Source organism: Hymenobacter setariae (assembly GCF_007713685.1).
Taxonomy (GTDB): Bacteria; Bacteroidota; Bacteroidia; order Cytophagales; family Hymenobacteraceae; genus Hymenobacter; species Hymenobacter setariae.
Genome location: NZ_VMRJ01000002.1, coordinates 311,593 through 334,167 on the forward strand (window position 1 = coordinate 311,593; position 22,575 = coordinate 334,167).

A 22,575-nucleotide genomic window follows, 5' to 3' on the forward strand; every position below is an offset into this window, starting at 1 on the left:
CTAGTTGTTGGTGAGAACGTTAGCAAATAGGTGTTCAAGGCCTCAACGCGTCCGCTGGCCTGTTGGTGGGCTGGCTTGGTAGGCTTGTAGTCGGCTTGTAAATAAGGTCAATAACTCAGGGTAAGAACACTCCAACGCATTGGCTGATATATTGATAGGTGAGCCGTACGAGTCAAGGTTTGTCTTCATCAACCGCCGCTTGAAGGAGTTTGGCTGCTGGTCGATGTACGTGCCGGGGTCGCGCAACATAACCATCACCATCTTTTGGCCCATTAACTCAAGCTCCTTGATACCGGTCACATCGGCCCAATCGACTGGTCCATTGACTAAGCCGCTTGAATTATCCTGAAAGCCCTCCGCCGTGACAACCAGGTCGGGAGCAGGGTCACGCAGTTTCTTGAGCAGAAAGAACCCTAGGATACTAAAGAAAGCCACCACTAAGGCTCCAAATGCTTGCAGCCATTGCGGGTCTTTGATGAAGGGGTTGTCGCGTAAATCATCGGGCCGCAGGATAAACCAAATACCAGCGCCGGTCAGCAGTAGCGACCCGGCCAGCATATACGTGAGTTTACGCTTGCTAAGCGCGATGGTGATGGTAGTGGGAGGTGCCATGCGGATGCCCTAGGGTAAAGGAGAACTCTTGAGGTGGTTAAATAAAATGGCGTAATTAAGCTAGAGCTGCATTGGGTCGGTTCAGGTCCAGCACGTCGCCAATATTGTAGTCCTCGAAGTGGTCGATGAGGGCATTAACGCCTTGCTCCATCTTAAGCTCCATTTCCTCGCGGTAAATGGGGTAGAGGGTATAAAACTGAACCGTTTTGTTAGGACTGATTTCCAGTGTTTGAAATTCCTCGGGCAGGCTAAGCGCTGTGAGCAGTAGCATGCAGCCCAACTCCGTATTATCGGCGAAAGGCTCGGCGTCTTCGCCGTTGGGAATGGTGTGGCCAAATCCTAACCAGGTGCCGTATTCGTGCGGCAGGCGGGCCAGCATTTTCAGCCAGCGAATAGGCCAGTATACATTTTCATCCTCAAAGGCTTCGGTTATTTCGGCCGGGTCAGCGGGAATATTCCAGGTACTGGGGAGTAAGATGCACAGTTCAGCAAAGGGCGGGGCCTCATCGGAGTTGGCTTCGGGCGGCACGGCCATAGGTCGGTCGCTCATGCCCGAGGTGACGAGGGTATAGAAAGGGAAGTCGGCGCTGGGTGGCACCACATGCACATCGAGGTGCACCTTGTCTGATATGATTTCGTGGTACACACCGCTTACCGGCCCTAGGTGGCGCTCGATGTGGTCGGCAATGGCCGTGATGGTCGCATCGTCCCCGTTGGCCAACTCAAATGGGGCGGGCTCGATGTTTTCGTAGCGATAGATGGGCGCGCCCGAAGGCGTCCGCTCTGGCTCGTCTTGGCCGAGAGGAGTAGAAGAGATGGGCGAATCAGACATAAGCGGCTATACGGCTTCAATTTGCGCTAGGATTCCGATTACCTTGGCCCTTGTTCACTGGTAGTGCCTCTCTGCGGCAGAAACTCAGAAGGGACAAAAGCTTTGAATGCTTCTTGCTTTTTGGAGAGAAGTATTTGCTACCACTCTAAGCTTACTTGCCTTCTATGCTGCGCAAATACCTCTACTCACTCCTTGCTAGTGCGCTGGCCTTCCCGCTCGCTTCCCAGGCGCAAGCTCCGGCCGATAGCGCTACGTTCCTGCTGCACAAGTTTGCGCAGCGCATTGGCAAGGAAACTTACCACCTCACGCGTACCACGCAGGCCCACACGTACGACGTCGATTTCAAGTTTGTGGACAGGGGGGCGCCGGTAGCGCTGCGGGCTCAAATTGCTGTTACGCCCACTGGCGCGCCGCTGCGGCTAGCAGTAAAAGGCCAGACTTCGCGCTTCAGCAGCATCAACGATACGGTGCAGCTCGCGGCTGGACAGGCCCGCATCCGCGTCGATGAAGCTGTGCACACAGAACCGCTAGCAGGGCTAAGCTTTCCTGTGGCGGGCTACTCGCCGGGCATCGGGCAGTGGCTGCTGCTGCGCTATTGGCAGCAGTTTGGGCGGCCTGCTAGCTTAGCTACATTGCCCAGCGGCACGGTGCGCATCCGCGAAGATGGGCAGGATACGCTGCGCTACCAGAACCGGCCGCTGCGGCTGCGGCGCTACGTACTTAAAGGACTGGTCTGGGGCAATGAGTTGCTTTGGACCGATGAGCAGGACAACCTCATCTGCATCATCACCAACGACGCCGAGGGCGACAAGTTAGAGCTGTTAGCCCAGCCCTACGAGGCGTTGCTGCCTGCGCTCACCGAGCGGGCGGCGCAGCACGGCATGCGCCTGTTTCGGGCTGAAATGAGTACGTCATCGGCCGTTGCTAAAAAAGCTGCCCCAGCTTTGCTACTAGCCGTGGTTGGTGGCACAGTGGTAGATGTGGTGCGGGGCCGCAGCATTCCCAATGCCGTGGTGCTGCTGCAAGGTGGCAAGGTGTTAAGAGTGGGTCCGGCGGTCGCTGTGCCTATTCCAAAAGGCGCCCGTGTGATTCAAGCCGAGGGCAAAACGGTACTGCCCGGCCTCTGGGACATGCACGCGCACTTTCAGCAGGCCGAATGGGGGCCGGCCTACCTAGCAGCCGGCGTGACCACGGTACGCGACTGCGGTAACGAATTTGCCTATATTAATGCCGTGCAGCGGGCCATCGACAGGGGGCAAGGTGTGGGGCCGCGTATCCTCAAAGCGGGGATTATTGATGGCACTGGGCCGCGCACCCTAGGTATCGAAGTAGCTAACACCCCGGCTGAAGCGGTGCAACTGGTACGACGCTATAAAGCCAATGGCTTTGCCCAAATCAAGCTCTACAGCTCGGTAAAGCCGGAAATCGTGCGTGCCGTGTGTGCGGAGGCGCACCGACTGGGGCTTACTGTCACGGGTCATATTCCCGACGATATGACCATCACACAAGGCGTAGTGGCGGGCATGGACCAAGTAAACCACATCAACTATGTGGTGCGGCTGCTCCGGCGCAATCCTGACGGCTCGGTTATTCTTAGCGATACCACGGCCAACCGGGTTTTTGCTTTCTTGAAAGCTCACCATACCGTTATCGACCCCACGGTGGGGGTGTTTGAGCTAGCCTATCGCTCTACCAAAGATGATATTATGGCCATCGAGCCAGGCTACCTCCGGCTGCCGCAGCCCTTGCAGGCGCTATTTGTGAACATGGGCCAAGAGCCAGCCGACGCGGCAAAGTCGGCTCCTTACGTAAGCAGCTACCCGCGCTTGGTAAAAGCCCTGCACGACCACGGCATTCCCGTGGTAGCGGGCACCGATATGGGGTTCCCGGGCACTAGTCTCGCCCGCGAACTAGAGCTCTATGTACAAGGCGGCCTCACGCCTATGCAAGCCTTGCAAACCGCCACCATCGACGCCGCCCGCGCCATGCAAGTAGCAGCGCGCGTAGGCTCGCTCGAGGCCGGTAAGCAGGCCGACTTGGTCATCATCGACGGCAACCCACTAGTCAATATCCGCGATATTCGGCAGGTGCGGCTAGTTGTGAAAGAAGGGCAGGTGTACGAGCCAGCTCAAATGCGACGACTAGCCGACTATTCAGAACTGGCCGGCCCTAGGTAGGTTTTTGTTAAATAACTTACTGATTAAGCATTTGCGGAGCCACTCCCACGATACGGTTTGTCGTGCGCGGGCTGAATGGCGATTGGCTTATCGGCAAAGGCCAGTAGCTTGCTAAGTCGCAGCTGCTCTAGCTCGTGGATGATAGTAGCATCTAGCTTATCAGGTGTCTTGCCGCTGTAGCGGTGCGCCATGTACGCTACATAGCCAGCTACAGTGAGCTTTCCCATTGCATCCAGAAACACTAGCTGGGGCCAAGGGTCCATAGTAATGAGCCGCGGCGCGTTAGGGTCCTTCACCACAATGTGATGCTTATCAAACCAGTGCCAGGTAGCAATGCGGCAGAAGTATTGGTCTTTGTGTGCGTAGGCAGCTAGGGCCGGAAAAGCCGGTAGGGAAGGTTTGTGAAAAAGCTTAAACATAGAAGTAGAGAGCAGTTTACACTTTAATAATGGGTGTTAGCAAACCTAGAAAGCGTAGTCCTTCGTCAAAGTAACGCCGGTGCCGGTGAGTATCAATAGTGACAAATCGAACTCTGTAGAAGCACTTTTTTGCTATACTCCTCGTTGAAAGCTCGGCAGGCACACTGGCGCCCGCTAAAAACTTGGCTTGTGCAAGGTGCAGAAGTCCGCTGTAAATGCCCGTTGGCAGAGTATGGCACCGCACCAGCGGGCCATTACGCTGGGCACCCACAGTTGATTTAACCTATGTCATTGCCCAAGTTTGCGCCCCCGCGCTCGTTCCACGCCGAACTAAAGCGTCGCACCGCACAATACTTTCAAACCGAGGCCAAGCCCCAGACCGGTACTGCCGGGCTATTGGCAAAGGCTGCCCTGCTGGTAGGTAGCCTGGTGGCGCTCTATGTGCACCTCGTCTTTTTCACGCCCGCGCTGGGCTGGGCCCTGCTCGAATGCGTAACCCTAGGTGGCGTTATTGCCCTCGTGGGCTTTAATGTGATGCACGATGGGGCCCACGGTAGCTTTAGCCGCTACCCATGGCTGAACCGCGTGGCCGCCTTCACGCTCAATGTGATGGGAGGCAGCAGCTACATGTGGGATGCCAAGCACAACACTGTGCATCACATGTATACCAACATCGACGGCGTTGATGATGACCTAGACATTCAGCCTTGGATGCGCATGACCCTCGACCAGAAGCGGCACCGTGCCCACCGCTTTCAGCACCTGTACTTCTGGTTTTTATACTGCATGCTCTATATCTCCTGGGTGTTCGTGATGGACTACCAGAAGTATTTTACCCGCCGCATTGGCTCGGTAGCGCTCAAACCCATGAGCCGCAATGACCACTTCATCTTCTGGGGGTTTAAAGCGTTGAGCTTAGCCATCTTTATTGGATTGCCGCTGTACACCGTAGGCTGGGCTGGCTGGCTACTGGGTTTCCTAGTTACTATGTGCGTAGCAGGCTTCACCTTGAGCATTGTCTTTCAGCTAGCGCATACGGTAGAGCAAACCGCCTTTCCAGTACCCCACGAAACGACGCGCAAAATGGAGGACGAGTGGGCTATTCACCAACTGCGCACCACTGCCAATTTTGCCACTAACAACCGCTTGATAAGCTGGCTGGTGGGTGGGCTCAATTTCCAGGTCGAGCATCATCTATTTCCGAAGGTATCGCACGTGCATTATCCTCAGCTCAGCAAGATTATTAAGCAAACGTGCGCCGAGTTTGAGGTGCCTTACCAAGAATACCCTAAGATGTGGCAGGCCGTGGTGTCACACATCCTCTTCCTTCGCCAGATGGGCCGTGCTTCCTAAGCAAGCCCTAGGTGTTGTCACAGAGCCTCTGCCTTACCTAGGGCAGGGGCTCTGTCCTTAGTGATAGATAACGTAATAAAGCGAAGGGCTGCTGTCTAATCAGATTGTGGGTTGGCAGAAGTCAGCCTCTCGGTCGAATGTAATCAAACGATTACCCTGGAAATACAAAAAGGCAGCCGCTTACTCAGCGGCTGCCTTTTTGTATAAAATAATGCGAGCGCTGTAGGCTCGGATAAGGACTTTAGGCGCTTGGCGCCATCTTCACGCGCACAGCCGTAGGGCCTTTTTGGCCGGGCTCTACTTCAAAGGTCACTTTGTTACCTTCTTTCAGCACGAGGCCACCTAGGGCGTTAGCGTGCACAAAAATGCTTTCTTGCGAAACCTGGTCTTTGATAAAACCATAGCCCTTCGAGTCGTTGAAGAACGACACCGTGCCGGTGCGCAACGTGTCTTCGGGCTCGCGGTCCTCCTGCTTCGGAACAGCTACCTGGATGCTTTCTAGGCTGATTTCCTTGCGCTTACGATTGGGGTCGGGCGGCGTCGTAGTAATGTTGCCATCCTCGTCTACGTAAGCGAGCATGTCCTCCAGGCTCTGGCCTGAGGTGGCATTGGCTTGGCGCTCTTTGCGCTTTTCCTCCTTGTCGTTTTTCTTCTTTAGGCGCTTCTTCTCGTTTTCCTTTTTGCTAAAGGTTTCCTGTGCTCTTGCCATAGGTGCTTTGGTAGCGGTATCGTTAGGTTAGTGTCTTATACTGAAAAGGATAAAACAGCCAATTAGATTCCGCCGAAGATACGAAAAATAACTTAGTTGTCCACTTTTTTAGAAAAGGCCACGTCAAGGTCGGTCAGCTCGCGCACTTGGCCAGGAGGGAGGTCGCCTAGGTGCCACGGCCCAATGCGCACGCGCACCAGCCGTAGGGTGGGGAGGCCTACCACCGCCGTCATTTTCCTGACCTGCCGAAACTTGCCCTCCGTAAGAGTGAGCGACAGCCAACTGGTGGGGCCATGTCGGTCGTCGCGCACGGGGCGGGCCCGTGGGGCTAGGGTAGGGGCCACAGGCAAGGCGTGGGCCAAGCAGGGGCTGGTGCGGAAAGATTTGCCGTGAATGCTAATATCGACGCCCTGCTGCAGCTGGAGCAGCGCGTCATCGGTGGGTAGGCCATCTACTTGAGCATAGTACTCCTTTTCCATATGGCGGCTGCGCACAGTCTCACTCAGTCGGCCATCGGTGGTGAGGAGTAGCAGGCCCTCACTGTCTTCATCGAGCCGACCCACAGCCATAATGCCGGGCGGAAAATCGTATAGTTCACCTAGAAAGCGCTTGAGGCGTGCCTCGCGCGGAAACGCACTTATGAACTGACTGAGGTAGCCAGCGGGTTTATGCAGTAAAAAGTGGCGGTGTGGCCCAGTGGCTTCTGCCGAAGGAAGGTCGATTGTCAAAGTATCTCAATAAAAAGCATCTTCAAAAAGCTCTACCCGAAACCCCTGGCTGAGTTGGGTAAGGCCTAGGATGTCGAAACGAATATCGCCGGTCCAGTTTAGCTCTTCTTGCAAATGCGTGGCAGCCAAGCGAAAGAGCTCTTTTTTACGGCTTGAAACAAAGGTTTCGGGTGTGCCATACTGACTGCTCGACCGTGTTTTGACTTCTACAAACACGAGCAGTGCTTGGCCATACTGCACTACTAGGTCTACCTCGGCCCGGCCGTGGCGGTAGCTACGCAGCAGCACCGTGTAGCCAGCTTGCTGATAAAAAGCCGCCGCCGCGTCTTCGCCAGCTCGGCCTAGCTCGTGGGCAGAAGTAGTCATGAAAATTAGAAAAGCCCCGCAAGCAGCTTGGTAGGCGCTACCGGCCCAGCCCCAAGCCAAAGCCTGCAGCGCGAAGTACCTTTGTATAACTGTTCACTGCGTCTCAACCACGCGCCTTGTCTCCGAAAGCTATGGATTTTTACTCGGCCTGTACCGCCCCAGTTGCGCTTAGCCCAGGCGAAAATACTCAGCCCGAGCCAGTGTCGGGCTCTAAGCGCCTGCATGTGCAGCGCCTAGGCCTCGTGCCTTACGTACCTACCTGGGACTTGCAAGAGCAACTACTCGCTGACACATTAGCCATTAAGGCCGCCAACCGCCAGGCCGAAGTTGATGGCCAAGCCGTACAGCCCACGCCCAACCATGTGCTTTGTTGCCAGCATCCGCCCACTTATACCCTAGGCAAGAGTGGTAAGCCCGAGCATCTGCTGCTCGACGAAGCGGCCTTGGCAGCGCATGGTGCTACTTTCCACCACATCAACCGCGGGGGCGACATCACTTTTCACGGGCCGGGCCAGCTAGTGGTGTATCCCTTGCTCGACCTCGAAAACTTCCGCGCCGATATCCACTGGTACCTGCGGGCACTGGAAGAGGCCGTCATTCAAACGCTCATGCTATATGGGCTGCGGCCTGGCCGCATTGCTGGGCTCACTGGCGTGTGGCTCGACTGGGAGGAAGGTGCGCCCAACCCACGCAAAATCTGCGCGATGGGCGTGCGCTGTAGCCGTTGGGTAACTCTGCACGGCCTAGCACTTAATGTCAATACGGACCTCAGCTACTTTGGTCACATTGTGCCTTGCGGTATTGCCGACAAAGCCGTAACCTCGCTGCAAGCAGAGCTAGGGCACGCCGTAGCCATCGAAGAGGTGCAAGAGCAACTGCTTGAGCGGTTACGCGAGCAGTTAGGTGCTAGCTTTGATTAAGGCGGTTGGGGTGGCGGCACCTAGGGCAGAAAGAGTTGTGATTTATAAAGTTTTTACTTGCTAGACAGGCAGCTGTGCAGCTGCTGTTGAGTATAAATTGAACAGGCCGCCGGTTCTTTTTAAACCAGCTGCCGCTTCTTATTGATTAAGGTTAGCGCCCCCTGGTACGCGGCCATACTGCCTCATGAAACAAGATATTCCTTTTGAGCCCGTGGTGGGCGTTTCTATTGCGATTGTACCCGATGCCGAGTCCACAGATGCCCCACTTGGCGAAACGGGCGTAGCTACTTGGCAGGTGTTTTTGTTAAATAACAACGAGTTCTCGCTTGAGACTGTCATCATTTCCTCGGAAGGGTACGGTACGCAGCCCGATGGCCAAGCTGTTCGCACGTCAACCCTACGCTATCATTTTCCCGAAATAGCACCGTACTCGGCCACGCCCATCGAGCTTATCGACCCAGCTGTGTTTCATCTCACCAACCAGTATTGGGTGAGCTACTACCGCGATGGCCAGATTTTCGACAAGAAGTTTGTGTTTGTTCCCGACTCCATCGTGCCCGCCAACTTTAGCCGCCTCGACCTGCTCGACGGCCAGGCTGGCGTGTTGCACGGCTAGAATGGGAGGCGCCTCCGCTGTGGAGTGCTAGTTAGTTCGCCGTTTCTGTTTTTGCTTGTTGTTGTCCTTGCTGCCTTTGCGCTATGAACCACACTCTTAGTATTTATTTAGCCTTGGCCGCGTTGTGGGCGTTGCTCGTAGCCATGTTCGCGGTGCCCTCCATCGTGTTCATTGCGCACCTCAAAAACCTGCTCGACACACCCAATGGCCGCACGGTGCACCAGTCCTTAACACCGCGGCTGGGTGGGGTAGCCATCTTCGCGGGCTTCATGTCAGCGCTCACCATTTTTGCGCCTCTTGGCAACGGAGTGCAGCAATTGCTGGCAGGCTGCATCATCCTTTTTTTCGTGGGGCTTAAGGATGATATGGTGACCATCTCGGTGATGAAAAAATTTATCGGCCAGCTGCTGGCAACCGGCGTGGTAATGATAATGGCCGATGTGCGCATCACCAGCTTTCAAGGCATTCTAGGTATTGAGACCTTACCCATGGGCTTCAGCTACGGTTTCACGTTTGTGGTCATCGTGGGGGTTACCAACGCCATTAACCTCATCGATGGTCTAGATGGTCTGGCAGGCACAATGGTCTTAATAATTAGCAGCACTTTTGGATATTATTTCTATCGCTACGGCGGGCCCACGTACAGCAACTATGCTTTTGTAGCAGTGTGCCTTATTGGGGGTATGCTTGGCTTTTTGCGCTATAACTTTCATAAAGCCAGTATCTTCATGGGTGATACCGGGTCGCTAGTATGCGGCTTTATCGTTTCCATATTGGCTATCCAATTTATTGAGATGGGCAATGGAATAGGGCAGCCTTTCGGCAATGTGGCGCCTGCCGTGACCCTAGGTATCTTGTTCGTGCCTCTATTTGATACACTGCGGGTCTTCACTCTACGGGCACTAGCGGGCAAGTCGCCTTTTGCTCCTGACAAAAACCACGTTCACCACCGCATCATGGCCTTAGGCTTTTCCCAGATTAGCACAGTGCTTTTGCTAGGCTTGCTCAGCGTGGTAGTTACCTTATTTGTAATCAGCTTTACGCAACTAGGCAACCTAGCGCTTATCGGGATATTAGTAGTCTTTGGAATACTATTAAGTGTGTTTCTGGGAGTCTATCAAAGTCGGGTTGCTCGGCGGCAGGTGGCATCTTCATAGCGTGCGTACGGTAGCAATAACATGGTGGAAAGGATACCTGTGGCGGCTAGCCCTACTAGTAGTCTGCCTAGGTATGGCTGTAGCCAGCCGGGCGGCTGAGTATCGCCCGTTACCCCCAGCACCTACCCCTGGTCTTTCTGCTGATAATTGGCTGCTGCATGATGCGCTACATAATCGGCTTATTCTTTACTTGCCCGGCTATCATGCGCCTGCGCATGCCTATTACCAATGGGTGCGCCTGCAAGCGGGGCAACCGTTGCCCCTTTCCTTCGCGGCGCAGCCAGGGCTGAGCGTATTCATCGATAATCGACTAGTTTTTAGGGCTAGCAAAGCTGGCGCGTACACCATCGACCTAGGGCGTAGCCTACCACGCCAAGCAACTGCTGCGCATCTATTGGCCGTATGGCAGCCTGATGGCTTCCCAGCTATTGGGTCCTTCACCGCCGCGCCGGCCCTAGAGTCAACTCCTAAAGGAGCTATGGCTGTTACCAGTGCACCAGTACGCACTACTAACCTAGCACGCCCTCAGCAGGCAACACTTCAAAGTCAGTCCTTGCTATTGGGGCTCTTAGTAGTAGGGCTGCTCTATGGTATTGTGCGTAGTGCCTACCCTGCTGGCCTAGCGCGGGTACTACAAATAGCGGACTTTATGGGGACATCTGCCGATGCACCAAGTTTTTTAGTGCGCCCAGCATTCACGCTACTAAATCTAGTGCTGACCCTCCTGTTTGCACTCTCGCTGTCGCTTTTATTGACCGCTTTACATACAGATTTCAGTAGCCTTCCGCTAGTTAATCAGTTGCTCAAAGTACCTGAGTCGGCCACATTAGCCCGCGTAGGGTTATACGCTGGACTTATTGTCGCCTTCATGCTAGGTAAGTTTCTGATAGTTGAGGCTTTAAGTTACATCTTCGACCTAAGGCCTTTAGCCACTATCCATTACCGCGAATTTTTGCGCACTACACTGCTCCTAGGGTTGTTGATTCCGGTAGTGTTGCTGCTACTGCTGAGCTTGAACGCTTACTGGCCATACGTTGTTAAAATCGCTAATGGCTTTGTCCTAGTTTTGCTCACTGTGACAGTATTACGGGTAGCTCGTACGCTTCACCAGCATACATCGCTGCTTAATCTTCATTTGTTCGCGTACCTTTGTGCTACCGAAATACTGCCCCTAGCAGTACTACTTAAGCTCATCGTGTTCACATACCCTGACTAAAGTAGGCTGCTGTAGCCTCTGCATTCAGTCTATTGCTTTAGCGTTACCCTTATTTATTCTTATGGCCGAGAGCGCAGCACAGCCGGGTCTGAACCGGCACGCCAAGCCCATCCGCAGCATTCTGGTTACCCAACCGAAGCCCGCCACTGATGTTTCGCCTTACTCGCCGTTGGCCGAAAAATATGGTATCCGGGTTGATTTCCGCGAATTCATCGATGTACAGGCCGTGCCGTACAAAGAGTTTCGGAAGGAGAAGATTAACATCTTGGAGTACTCAGCGGTAATTTTTACCAGTCGTAACGCTGTTGACCACTTCTTCCGCATTTGCCAAGAAGCTAAGTTGGAAATGCCGGCCGAGATGAAGTACTTCTGTATTTCGGACCAGACTGCCAATTACCTGCAGAAATATATTGTGCTGCGCAAGCGCAAACTTTTTGTAGGTCTACGTACTGCCGCCGACCTATTTGACGTTATTAAGAAGCACAAAAGCGAGAAGTTTTTGTATCCTTGCTCTGATATCCGTAAAGATGACTTGCCTGAGTTTATGCGGGCTAATAATCTTAAGTTTACGGAGGCCGTCATTTACCGCACAGTAGCTAGCGACCTGTCCGATTTGTCAGATGTGAAGTACGATTGCTTAGCGTTTTTTAGCCCTTCTGGCATAAGCTCGCTATTCGTAAACTTCCCCGATTTTGTGCAAGATGGTACCCGCATTGCGGCCTTTGGACCTACCACAGCCAAAGCCGTCCGTGACGCCGGGCTTATTCTTGACATAGAAGCTCCTATGCCTAATGCGCCCTCAATGACGGGTGCTATCGAAGCCTATATCCGTCAGCATGCCTTGGTACCAGGTACCAGCGCCGATAAGGCTAAGGGGGCTAGTTGATAGGATAGAGGCCGCATAGATAGAAACCGAGACCCGAGCTACTTACCTAAGTCGGCTGCGTATAGCAGCCATTTAGTAGTTACATTTGAAAGCGAGGCGTCTTTTCGTTTTCGCTATGCTTGCCCTATTTTCTCTGCCTCCTCTCCTAATCCGTATGAAGGGAATTATACTTGCCCCTCTGCTGCTCTTGGCAGCAGCAGGTACCTCTATGGCCCAGCAGCAGCCGCAGTTCACGCATTACGGCTTCAACGGCATGTACCTGAATCCAGCTTATGCTGGTATAAAGGGCCAAACGGAAGTTACTATAATTGGTCGCTACCAATATTTTAACCTCAGCAATACTCAAGGGGATGACAATGGCTCGCCCCGCACCGGTATGGCTTCGTTTTCGGTACCCATCTTACCCCTTAGTGGGGGAGTAGGCCTAGTAGTTTATTACGACCAGACCGGGCCCGTAAAAACGACTAACGGAGCGCTATCCTATTCACAGCATATTAAGCTTGGCCGCGGTCAGTTGGGTATTGGCATCCAGGGCACGTATACCTACCTAGGTAATGGCACTTACCGAGCTATCGACCCCAACGATATTAACGTGCCTGCTCAAGGAGCATCGGACCACAAATTTGACGCGGGGGCTGGGGTTTGGTACGAAAGTCCAAAATTTTACGCGGGACTTAGTGCCAACAATTTATTCCGTTCACAGTATACGTTCCGCAGTAACGGTATCACAGGTATCGCTAGCCAATATTTAGGTGAGAACCATGCCTACTTCACGGCGGGCTACAATATTGAAGCATCCTCCTCCGTTGTCGTGACACCGACAATACTTGCCAAAGCGGTATTGCCGGGTAGCTACAGCACTAAAAGTAAATATGATAACCAGCACAATTATTCGTTTGAAACAGGAGTGCGTGCCACTCTCGACGACCGATTCTGGGCTGGGTTGAACTATCGGTACGATGAATCCATTGCCGGACTGGTGGGAGCCAGCTTCGGCCCTGACAATCGGTTCCGCATTGGTTATGCATTTGACTTTGTCGCTTTTCACCAGGATGCTCTAGCCTTGAGTTCGCACGAAATCATGCTTTCGTTACGTATGCCTAAGGTTGGTTTAATTACTCGTCCTGCGATTCGAACCCCTCGCTACAGCTTTTAGTCCTATTTTGAACTAAGGGTTGGAAAAAGATAAAATCTTTGTAAAGAAATATTTTTCTCTCAAAAAAAGCCTTTTTTAGCCTTCTGAGGCGTTTTTTCTATTTTCAGGAACAAATAACTACACTCGTATGTCCGGCCAATATTGCAGGTCGACTTGAAATAGTGTAGATTTGCCAGACGATAAGATACGCCCTGCTAACACCTGGATATACAATTAGTCTTTTCTTTATTATGAAAAAAATTCTGGCACTACCCCTCCTGGCCCTTTCCGGGTTACTCATGGGTGGGTGTTTTACAAAAAACTATCAGGGTGACTTGGTAGGCGCGGAGGACCGGCCGATTTTTAATCCACAAGATGTTCCTTTTGGCATGGTTCCTTGCCCAGGGGGGACATTCCATATGGGACAAACCGACCAGGACATTTCGGCCTCCATGGTAAACATGAATAAGCAAGTAACTATCGCTGGCTTTTACATGGACGAGACTGAAATCACGAACAATGAATATCGTCAGTTCGTGAGTGCTATCATGCAGGACTCGGTAGAGGCCCTAGGGGAAGACTATATTAAGACTGAGCTGTATCCGGATACTACTGTATGGGTGCGTGACTTTACTTATCATATGGGTGACCCGCTGCTAGAATACTATTACTCGCATCCAGCCTTTGATGACTACCCAGTGGTAGGTGTAGACTGGTTCGCTGCCAAGTACTTCTGCAACTGGCGTACTAAGTATAAGAACACTACTAACGAGGAGCGTGGAGAGGCTCCACTTCCTAACTTCCGCTTGCCTTCGGAAGCAGAATGGGAGTACGCGGCCCGTGGTGGCCGCGAAGGTGCTACATTCCCTTGGGGTGGCCCTTATGTGCGCAATACACGTGGGTGCATGCTAGCGAACTTTAAGCCTGGCCGTGGTGATTATGCGTCGGATGGCTTCGCTTATACTTCGGAAGTAGGCTCTTACTTCCCCAACGACTTCGGCCTATATGATATGGCTGGCAATGTGTCAGAGTGGTGCGACGATGCTTACATGGAAGCCTCAGTACCCGTGGTTTGGGATTTGAACCCCACTAACCCTGACGATAACGAGCCCCGCAAAGTAGTGCGCGGTGGTTCCTGGAAAGATATCCAGTATTTCCTTGAGACTGGCACTCGCAATTTCGAATATCAAGATTCTTCGCGTTCATACATCGGCTTCCGTTGCTCCATGATTCAAATTGGTATGGGCACTAACCGTAGCTTGAACCGATAATCCATCCCAATAGCATCACCACACCATTTCACTTATTTTTTAAAGTTTTCTACAATCACAATGGCAGCTAAAGGTAATTTTTTCTTCGATAAAGTAATGCCGATGGTCTACGGCATCGGGGCAGCGGTAGTAATCGTTGGGGCACTATTCAAAATTCGTCACTTGCCAGGTGCCGACCTCATGCTTACGGTTGGTCTGCTAACTGAAGCCGCTATATTCTTCCTAAGCTCCTTCCAGCCTCACGCCAAAGAAACTGATTGGTCGCTGGTATATCCTGAGTTGAGCGAAGGCTATGACCCCTCTAGCAACGACAACCGTTTCCGCGACGCTAAAACGCCTGCTCCGAACGGCCTGACTGGCAAACTAGACGACATGCTAAAAAACGCTAACGTGACGCCCGAAGCCCTCACCAACCTAGGTCAAGGTCTGAATCGTCTTAGCGCTACTACGGCTCAGCTGGGCCAGCTAGGCGAAGCCACCAACGTAACCGAAGAATACACTCAGAAAGTACGCACTGCTGCTCAGTCATTGGAGCGTATTAACGAAGCGTACTCTAATACTGTAGAAGCTGTATCGGCTATGTCTAACGCTACGGGTGATGCCAAGGAATATCATCTGCAAGTGCAAAACGTAACTAAGAATCTAGGCGCACTGAATGCAGTGTATGAAATGGAACTACAGGATGCCAACACGCATTTGAAGTCCATGAACCAGTTCTACGGTACCCTAGGCAAAGCCATGGAGAACATGGTACAAGCTGGCAAAGATACTGAGAGCCTGCAACACCAAGTAGCCGACCTAACTGGCAATCTGTCGTCGCTCAACCGCGTGTACGGTAATATGCTAAACGCCATGCGCGCTGGTGCAATCAGCTAGTTATATAAGAGTACCTATCTCAATTAATTATCACTATAGCGAGACTATCTGATGGCATCAGCTAATGAAACGCCGCGGCAGAAGATGATTGGCATGATGTATCTCGTGCTAACAGCTCTTCTGGCGCTCAACGTTAACTCCGCAATTCTACAAAAATTTAAGCTCATTGACGACAGCTTAGTTGACGTTAATGCTAAGACTGATAAAGCTGCCGACGGCACGGTAAAAGGCATTCAGGAAGCGGTAGCTAAAAACCGTAACCAAGCAGCCGACCAGCAGGTGCTGAAGCAGAGCGAAGAAATTCGTGAGAAAACCAAGGAGATGGTCGCTTATATCGACCAGGTGCGCGACAAGCTGATTGCTGCCACCGAAAACTCTAAGGCTGGTGACTTTCACAACATGGAAGCTACCGACAAAGTAGCTATCACCATGCTTGGCGGTGCTAAGAATGGCCTAGCCTACCCCCTCAAGGATAAGCTGAATGGCTACGCTGATTTCATTAAACAGTACGTGCCTGATGCTGCTCCACTAGCTCTCGATGCCAAGGTTGACCCAAAGGTGACGGATAAAGAGCAGAAAGGAAAAAACTTTGCTGAGTTCAACTTTGAGAATACGCCTGTAGTTGCTGCGCTGGCCGTGCTAAGCCAGAAAGAGACAGAGGTATTGAAGTACCAAGCTGATGCTTTGCAAAAGCAAGCCGAGAAAGTCGGTGCTAAAACCATCGTGTTCGACAAACTGGGTGCTTTTGCTTCGGCTGAATCGAATACGGTAGCTGCTGGTACCAAATACAAAGCTGAGCTGTTCTTGACTGCTGCCGCTAGTGGCCTCAAGCAGAACATGACTTACAACGGCAGCCCGCTGTCCGTTGACCCTAAGAGCAACCACGGTAAGATTGAATTTACGGCCCGCCCTGGCAACTTTGACGCTGCTGGCAATGCTAAAGCTAGCTGGACGGGTACCATCAAAATCAATCAGAATGGCCGTGATACCACATTCCGCGTGACGGTACCTTACACCGTAACTAAGCCGGTAATGCAGATTCAATCGGCTTCGGTACAGGCACTGTACTACCGTTGCGGTAACAAACTGAGCGTGCAAGTGCCAGCCCTAGGTGCTCAATATCAGCCTAGCTTCTCGGCTTCGGGTGCTTCGGTAATCACGGGTCAGAAGGGTGAAGTAACGCTTGTGCCTAATGCTCGTGAGGTAACGTTGAACGTGAGCAGTGGTGGCAACGCCATTGGTTCGCAAAACTTCAAAGTTCGCCCAATTCCGAACCCTACCATTGACTGCTATGTTGGCGGCCAAAAGGCTAACGAAAAGCAGGGCACGCCTGGCACTGCTATCCGTACCATCACTTTGAAAGCAGTACCTGACCCCGGTTTCGCCACCTTCTTGCCTGAAGATGCTCGCTACCGCGTATCACGTTTTACTGCTGTGCTCGCTCGTGGTAAGCGTCCTGTTATCGGTCCGAAAACCATTAACGGTGCACAAGGTGACATGAGCGACATGGTGAATGCCTATAAAGAAGGTGACCGCCTTTACATTGAAGTGCTAGGTGTGCAGCGTAACAACTTCCAAGGACAAGTGGAAGATGTGAATATGACCCGCACGTTCAACATTCCGTTGCAATAAGCTTTTAATTATCTTCTCTATTATGACCCGCTATTTCAAAATACTTCCCTTTACGCTAGCAGCGCTAACGGCGTCGGTAGCGGCCCATGCCCAGGAGCAGGCTGCTGCTACGGCTACTACTGGTGCCGTTCGGGCCATCCCAGTTTCCGACCAGATGTTCCGCAAGACTATTTGGCGGGCTATTGACCTGCGCGAAAAGCAAAACCTACCGATGTATTCGGATGGAAGGGAAATTGGCCGAGTCATTATAGATGCCGTAAAGCGAGGCGAACTGCAGGCGTACAAGAACGACTCTGTTACCTCGACGCTTACTGCCAAGGAGATGTCGGCTAACATGTCCTACGCTATTGAAGCACCCATCAGTGCTGATGGTGATGACTGGGGCGCTGGCGCTCCTCCTGCTAAGAGCACTAAGAGCGCAGCCGCTGCTAACGATGGCTGGGGTGCGCCAGTAGCTTCGCCTAAAAAGCCAGCTACCAAGCGAGTTGCAGTGCTAGATAGCAAAGGCAAGCCGGTTAAGAAAAATGGTAAGCAAGTATACCGCACGGTGCCAGTTTCGTCGGTAGCAGTAGCTCCGCCGCCGCCCAAAACGTCGGAAGAGTATCGTCCGAAAGACCTCTACCAGATGGAGCTGTCGGAAGAAATGATATTCGACAAGAAGCGGTCGCGGATGTACCATCAGATTAAGACCATTTCGCTGAAGCTGCCCTCGACGTTAGCCACGAATACTTCGGGCCTAGAGAAGAATGTGGCCACCTTTAAGTATTCTGACTTGGTGAAAGTGTTCCGCAACAATCCGCAGACGGCCATTTGGTTTAATGCGCAGAACGATGCCCAGCACAAGAACCTAGCCGATGCGTTTGAGCTGTGGTTGTTCAACTCGTACATCACGAAGGTATCAAACCCTGCTGGTGACGACCTAGCTAGTCAGTATGGAGGTGAGCGCCAAGGCCTGCTAGCTTCGCAGCAAATTGCGGCTGACCTTGTAGAGTATGAGTACAATCTGTGGTCGTTTTAGACTATAGGTATGAACAGCTAAATAGGCTAAGAATCACATTCCTGCCTAGGTAATCTGTCAAGAATAAAAAGAGCCCCGACCAAGCAGGTCGGGGCTCTTTTTATTCTTGGCTTTATGTTCGCTGGTTATGAAGTTGGCGTTTCTTGTTGGTCGAAGTAATTGAGAAGCACCTTAGCTTTCGCTTTGCCTACCTCAGCTACCAACTGAGCTTCAGTCAGTTCCTTTATCTTCTTGACTGATTTAAACTTACTAAGTAGCTTATCAGCTGTGACAGGCCCTAGGCCTTTCACATCGGTTAGCTCAGTCTTGAGCGTAGCATCGTCGCGCGTCTTGCGGTGGAAAGTAATACCAAAGCGGTGAACCTCGTCGCGCATACGCTGAAAGAGACGTAGGCTCTCGCTCTTCTTATCAATATAGAGCGGCAACGGGTCGTTAGGAACGTAGATTTCTTCGAGCCGCTTCGCAATGCCTATGACTGGGATTTGTCCCCATAGGTTAAGGTCTTTTAGCGCTTTAACCGCCATGCTGAGCTGGCCTTTGCCGCCGTCCACGATAACGAGTTGTGGTAGGCTAGCACCTTCATCGACTAAGCGGCGGTAGCGGCGTGTAATAACCTCGTACATCGTATCGAAGTCATTGGGTCCTACTACCGTTTTGACGTGGTAGTGGCGGTAGTCCTTTTTGCTGGGGCGGGCGTTGCGAAAGCATACCATTGCCGACACCGGATTGTCGCCTTGAAAGTTGGAGTTGTCGAAGCATTCGATGTGCTTTGGTAGCTCTTTTAGGCGCAGGTCTTTTTTTATCTGCTCCATGATGCGTACCTCGTTGACGTCCTTGCCTTTCTCGTTCATGCTCTCCTTCTCTTTGCGGAGGTAAAGCACGTTCTTAATACTCAATTCTAGGAGCTTGCGCTTGTCCCCGATTTGGGGCTGTGTTACAGTGACGCCGGGTAGGGGCAAGTCGCCCACGGGCACGTTAGTCAGAATCTCTTTTGCTTCGCTCTCATACTCCTGGCGAAGCTGCATGATGAGGGGAGCCAAGATTTCGCCATCCGACTCGTCGAGCTTTTTGGTCAACTCTAGGTTCTGAGTGAGAATGATGCTGCCATTCATCACTTTGAAATAATTGACGAAGGCGGCCTTTTCGTTAGAGGCAATGCTGAACACGTCGATGTTAGTGAGCGACGCATTAACGATGGTGCTTTTGGCCTGAAACTCGTCAAGCTTATCGAGCTTTTGCTTGAACTGGTGCGCCAACTCGTACTGCATTTCCTGAGCAGCGGCGGTCATCCGCTCGCGGAAATACTGCTTAGGTAAGCGCAAGTCGCCGTTCAAAATTTGCCGGATTTGCTGGATATATTGGTTATAGGTAGCCTCATCTTCTTTATTCTCACACGGGCCTTTGCAATTGCCGATGTGGTACTCTAGGCAAACCTTAAACTTACCCGCTTCGACATTCTCGGGGCTTAGGTTGTACGTGCAAGTACGCAGTGGATACAGTGCCCTAATAAGCTCTAGCAGCACGTTTAGGCCGCTCTGGTTGGCATAGGGACCAAAATACTGGCCATCGCCGGGTTGCTTGTTACGCGTAGGAATGAGACGCGGAAATCGCTCCTTGGTCAACAGCAAATACGGGTACGTCTTGCCATCCTTGAGGAGGATGTTGTATTTCGGCTGATGTTGCTTGATGAGGTTATTCTCCAGCAAAAAAGCGTCCGACTCCGAATTCACGATAGTAAACTCGATGCGCTTGATGTTCTTGACCAGCTGTTGAGTTTTCTTGTTATGGTCTTGCTTGGTGAAGTAGCTGCTAACACGCTTGCGCAAGTCCACAGCCTTACCCACATAGATAATGCCTTCGTCGTCGAAGTATCGGTACACGCCAGGCTGATGAGGTAGGCGGTTTATTTGTTCTTGTAGCTCGGGTTTTGCTGCCATAGACCGCAGATTTAGCGGATTAAACGGATTGCGTAGGTACGCCCACCTGCGGCGAGCTGCATCTGGTACGAATGAAACGGATATGCCGCTAATGCGGCTGCTTCGGGGGCGGTAATAGACACCTAGGATGCTCACTTATGTCTTGCAATCACCTAGGTTGTCTTAGGAATTACCTAGCTATTAGAACGCAAAACGGCCGGCAAAAGTAGCCGGCCGTTGCTTAATAATACCTATGTGATAAGGCAAACCCTACTTATAGACCCCAGCCCCAATAGCCAATTGACTGCAGAAGGCGGGCGTACCATACAAGCTGCTAAATCTGCGGTCTAAATTTCTTCCTTATTCAGGTCGCTAGTAGTAGGCTGAGCCATCTTCTGGTCGGCCGGAATGGTATCGCGCTGGGCACCATAGTACTTCGAGCAGTCGAGCTCGGTATTGAGGTGGCTAGGTACCGGGAAGGGGCCAGTGTTGATGTCAATACTCTTATCGGCGTACACCTTCTTCATGAAGATGCCGTAGAGCGGCAGCGCTAAGCGAGCACCCTGCCCATAATAGCCCGAGCGGAAGTGAATGCTACGGTCTTCGCCGCCCACCCACATGCCGCACACAAGGTCGGGCGTAATACCCATAAACCAAGCATCAGAGTAGTTAGACGTGGTTCCAGTCTTGGCGCCGATGGTGGTGTTGAATTTGAAGCCTGTGTGAAGGATAGTGCTAGTGCCACCTCGCTCGGTGGTGCTGGCTTCTAGCATGTTGGTCATTACATAGGCAGTTTCTTCGGTCAATACATTCCGGGTGCGCGGAATAAACTCGCGGAGCATGTTGCCATTCTTATCCTCAATGCGCGTCACCATGATGGGCGAGGTCCAGACGCCCTTGTTCACGAACGTGCCGTAGACACCGCACAGCTCGAAGATGCTGCAATCGGAAGCGCCAAAGCCTACGGCTGGCACCGGGTCGACGGGTGAGGTGATACCTAGGAGCTTGGCATAATCGGCTACGCGTTGAGGCGTGAGCTCATACACCAACCAAGCCGTAATAGAGTTCATGGAGCGGGCCAGCGCCTGCCGTAGGGTGAAAGTGCGCCCCGAGAAGCCGCCTTCAAAATTTTTGGGAGTGTAAGGAGGCCGGCCCGCTACGCCGGGGAAAGTAGTGGCCACATCGGCCCGTGGAAAGCATGGCGAGAACCCTTCAGCAATAGCCGCTGTGTACACGATAGGCTTGAAAGTAGAACCTGGCTGGCGCTTGCCCTGGCGCACGTGGTCAAACTTGAAAAACTTGTAGTTGGGGCCGCCGACCCAGGCCTTCACTTGGCCATTGAGTGGGTTCACGGCCATGAAGCCAGCTCGCAGGTAGCGCTTGTAGTAATCGAGCGAGTCCATGGGCGACATCAGCATTTCCTTCTCGCCCTGCCACGTAAACACCGGCATGCGGTACTTGCGGCGCAGGTAGTAGTTTACCGAGTCTTTATTGCCCTCGTAGCGCTCCATCAGTGACTTATAGCGCTGAGTGCGGCGCATTGAAGTGGCTAGGAAATTTGGAATAATCCGGCCGTTCTCATCGCGCCAAGGCTGCTGGCCTTTCCACTGTGCCGAAAACCACTTTTGCTGTAGGGCTAGGTGTTCAGCCACAGCCTGCTCGGCGTAGGCCTGCATGCGCGAGTCGAGAGTCGTATAAATCTTGAGGCCGTCGGCGTATAAGTCGTGGTCAGTTTCCTTCGCCCAGGTTTGCAGATACTTGGCCACCTCGGTACGGAAGTAGGGCGCCAGACCTTGGGTTGGGCTCTCTACACTATAGTGCAGCACAATGGCCTTAGCGGTGTCTTTAGCCAACTCGGCCGATGATAGGTAGCCATATTGGTTCATCTGATGCAGCACCCAGTTGCGGCGGCGCTTCGAGCGGGCCGGGTGCAGCGCGGGGCTGAAGCGCGAGGGCGCGTTCACGATGCCTACCAGCGTGGCCGCTTCGGGCGTGGTCAGGTCTTTCGGCTTTTTGTTGAAGAACGTCTTAGCAGCTGTATTGATACCGAACGCATTAGAGCCGTAGTCTACGGTGTTGAGGTACATCCGCAGGATTTCGCGCTTCGTGTAGTTGCGCTCTAGTCGAATGGCCAGCAGCCATTCCTTGGTTTTCGTGATGAGCAGGCCAAGCTTGCCTTCTCCATTGAGAGCGCCATCGTTGAGATTGCTCGCTTCGCCGGGGCGAGTTTTGAACAGCACTTTGGCCACTTGCTGCGACAGCGTAGAGCCGCCGCCGCTACGACCTAGGCCGGCCACCGCGCGCATAATGCTCTTAAAATCGATGCCCGAATGCTGCTCGAAACGCACATCCTCGGTTGCCACCAAGGCATCTATGAGGTTCTGAGGCAAGTCCTTATAATCGGCAGGCGTGCGGTTTTCGCGGAAATACTTACCTAGGAGCACGCCGTCGGCCGAGTAAACCTCGGAGGCCAGTTCGCTCTTGGGGTTTTCGAGGGTGCGTAGGTTGGGCATGCGCCCAAACCAGCCCATGAAGTTGTAGTTCACAGCCCCCACATACAATATCAGCCCCACTAAGCCACCCACAAATAGCACCCACATGGTGCGAGTGAAGGCGTGAAAGCGGCCGGGCCGGACCGGTGCGGGCTGGCGGGGCCTAGGGCGCGCAGTTGGGCGAGCCGGTGAGGAAGGAGAAGTAGGCATTTTGAAAAGATAGAAACGAAGAACAGCGAAGAGG

General features: G+C 52.7%; 20 protein-coding genes. 12 read left to right on the forward strand and 8 right to left on the reverse strand.

The features are described from left to right. Nucleotides 1-42: 42 nt before the first annotated feature. Nucleotides 43-612 carry an STM3941 family protein gene (locus tag FNT36_RS07815; protein ID WP_144846151.1) on the reverse strand — a complete coding sequence of 190 codons (570 nt, stop codon included), beginning with the start codon at nucleotides 610-612 and terminating at the stop codon, nucleotides 43-45. 55 nt (nucleotides 613-667) lie between these two features. Beyond that, nucleotides 668-1,444, reverse strand: coding sequence for a suppressor of fused domain protein (locus FNT36_RS07820; RefSeq protein ID WP_144846153.1), 777 nt, complete (start codon nucleotides 1,442-1,444; stop codon nucleotides 668-670). A gap of 164 nt (nucleotides 1,445-1,608) precedes the next feature. Between FNT36_RS07820 and FNT36_RS07825 the strand changes: the two genes are divergently transcribed. After that, nucleotides 1,609-3,621, forward strand: a complete 2,013-nt coding sequence (locus FNT36_RS07825) for an amidohydrolase family protein (RefSeq protein ID WP_144846155.1) — start codon at nucleotides 1,609-1,611, stop codon at nucleotides 3,619-3,621. Nucleotides 3,622-3,644: 23 nt separating this feature from the next. On the opposite strand, the gene FNT36_RS07830 is transcribed toward FNT36_RS07825, so the two are convergent. Further along, nucleotides 3,645-4,040, reverse strand: coding sequence for a hypothetical protein (locus FNT36_RS07830; protein WP_144846157.1), 396 nt, complete (start codon nucleotides 4,038-4,040; stop codon nucleotides 3,645-3,647). A 285-nt stretch (nucleotides 4,041-4,325) separates the two neighbouring features. Between FNT36_RS07830 and FNT36_RS07835 the strand changes: the two genes are divergently transcribed. After that, nucleotides 4,326-5,393, forward strand: coding sequence for a fatty acid desaturase family protein (locus FNT36_RS07835; RefSeq protein ID WP_144846159.1), 1,068 nt, complete (start codon nucleotides 4,326-4,328; stop codon nucleotides 5,391-5,393). Between the two features lie 241 nt (nucleotides 5,394-5,634). Here the strand turns inward: FNT36_RS07835 and FNT36_RS07840 are convergent, their stop codons facing one another. From FNT36_RS07840 to FNT36_RS07850, 3 genes are all read right to left on the reverse strand, one after another. Next, nucleotides 5,635-6,102 carry a cold-shock protein gene (locus tag FNT36_RS07840; RefSeq protein WP_144846161.1) on the reverse strand — a complete coding sequence of 156 codons (468 nt, stop codon included), beginning with the start codon at nucleotides 6,100-6,102 and terminating at the stop codon, nucleotides 5,635-5,637. A 92-nt stretch (nucleotides 6,103-6,194) separates the two neighbouring features. Continuing rightward, nucleotides 6,195-6,830: a pseudouridine synthase gene (locus FNT36_RS07845; protein ID WP_233635767.1), complete on the reverse strand. Its 636-nt coding sequence runs from the start codon at nucleotides 6,828-6,830 to the stop codon at nucleotides 6,195-6,197. A 6-nt stretch (nucleotides 6,831-6,836) separates the two neighbouring features. Next, nucleotides 6,837-7,196, reverse strand: coding sequence for a YraN family protein (locus FNT36_RS07850; protein ID WP_144846163.1), 360 nt, complete (start codon nucleotides 7,194-7,196; stop codon nucleotides 6,837-6,839). 116 nt (nucleotides 7,197-7,312) lie between these two features. Between FNT36_RS07850 and lipB the strand changes: the two genes are divergently transcribed. From lipB to porN, 10 genes are all read left to right on the forward strand, one after another. After that, a complete protein-coding gene (lipB, locus tag FNT36_RS07855; protein WP_233635768.1) occupies nucleotides 7,313-8,116 on the forward strand; it encodes a lipoyl(octanoyl) transferase LipB in 804 nt (267 codons plus the stop codon). A 184-nt stretch (nucleotides 8,117-8,300) separates the two neighbouring features. Continuing rightward, nucleotides 8,301-8,732, forward strand: coding sequence for a hypothetical protein (locus tag FNT36_RS07860; protein WP_144846165.1), 432 nt, complete (start codon nucleotides 8,301-8,303; stop codon nucleotides 8,730-8,732). A gap of 83 nt (nucleotides 8,733-8,815) precedes the next feature. Beyond that, nucleotides 8,816-9,889 carry an MraY family glycosyltransferase gene (locus FNT36_RS07865; protein WP_233635769.1) on the forward strand — a complete coding sequence of 358 codons (1,074 nt, stop codon included), beginning with the start codon at nucleotides 8,816-8,818 and terminating at the stop codon, nucleotides 9,887-9,889. A 478-nt stretch (nucleotides 9,890-10,367) separates the two neighbouring features. Further along, the gene (locus FNT36_RS25960; protein WP_394348938.1) at nucleotides 10,368-11,105 is read left to right on the forward strand and encodes a DUF4271 domain-containing protein; all 738 of its coding nucleotides are present in this window, start codon (nucleotides 10,368-10,370) and stop codon (nucleotides 11,103-11,105) included. Between the two features lie 61 nt (nucleotides 11,106-11,166). Further along, nucleotides 11,167-11,991: a uroporphyrinogen-III synthase gene (locus tag FNT36_RS07875; RefSeq protein ID WP_144846170.1), complete on the forward strand. Its 825-nt coding sequence runs from the start codon at nucleotides 11,167-11,169 to the stop codon at nucleotides 11,989-11,991. Nucleotides 11,992-12,145: 154 nt separating this feature from the next. Then, a complete protein-coding gene (locus FNT36_RS07880) occupies nucleotides 12,146-13,147 on the forward strand; it encodes a PorP/SprF family type IX secretion system membrane protein (protein WP_233635770.1) in 1,002 nt (333 codons plus the stop codon). A 230-nt stretch (nucleotides 13,148-13,377) separates the two neighbouring features. Beyond that, entirely contained in the window at nucleotides 13,378-14,397 is a 1,020-nt protein-coding gene (porK, locus tag FNT36_RS07885; RefSeq protein ID WP_144846174.1) for a T9SS ring complex lipoprotein PorK/GldK, read from the forward strand. A 60-nt stretch (nucleotides 14,398-14,457) separates the two neighbouring features. Next, nucleotides 14,458-15,273 (forward strand): type IX secretion system motor protein PorL/GldL, encoded by an 816-nt coding sequence (porL, locus tag FNT36_RS07890; RefSeq protein WP_144846176.1) that lies wholly within the window; start codon nucleotides 14,458-14,460, stop codon nucleotides 15,271-15,273. 51 nt (nucleotides 15,274-15,324) lie between these two features. After that, complete coding sequence (gene porM / locus FNT36_RS07895) at nucleotides 15,325-16,905, forward strand: type IX secretion system motor protein PorM/GldM (RefSeq protein ID WP_144846178.1); 1,581 nt, start codon at nucleotides 15,325-15,327, stop codon at nucleotides 16,903-16,905. 22 nt (nucleotides 16,906-16,927) lie between these two features. Continuing rightward, the gene (porN, locus tag FNT36_RS07900; RefSeq protein WP_144846180.1) at nucleotides 16,928-17,923 is read left to right on the forward strand and encodes a type IX secretion system ring subunit PorN/GldN; all 996 of its coding nucleotides are present in this window, start codon (nucleotides 16,928-16,930) and stop codon (nucleotides 17,921-17,923) included. A 125-nt stretch (nucleotides 17,924-18,048) separates the two neighbouring features. Here the strand turns inward: porN and uvrC are convergent, their stop codons facing one another. Both uvrC and FNT36_RS07910 read right to left on the reverse strand, forming a co-directional pair. Continuing rightward, complete coding sequence (gene uvrC / locus FNT36_RS07905; protein ID WP_144846182.1) at nucleotides 18,049-19,860, reverse strand: excinuclease ABC subunit UvrC; 1,812 nt, start codon at nucleotides 19,858-19,860, stop codon at nucleotides 18,049-18,051. A 326-nt stretch (nucleotides 19,861-20,186) separates the two neighbouring features. After that, a complete protein-coding gene (locus FNT36_RS07910) occupies nucleotides 20,187-22,541 on the reverse strand; it encodes a transglycosylase domain-containing protein (protein WP_317129597.1) in 2,355 nt (784 codons plus the stop codon). Between the last annotated feature and the right edge of the window lie 34 nt (nucleotides 22,542-22,575).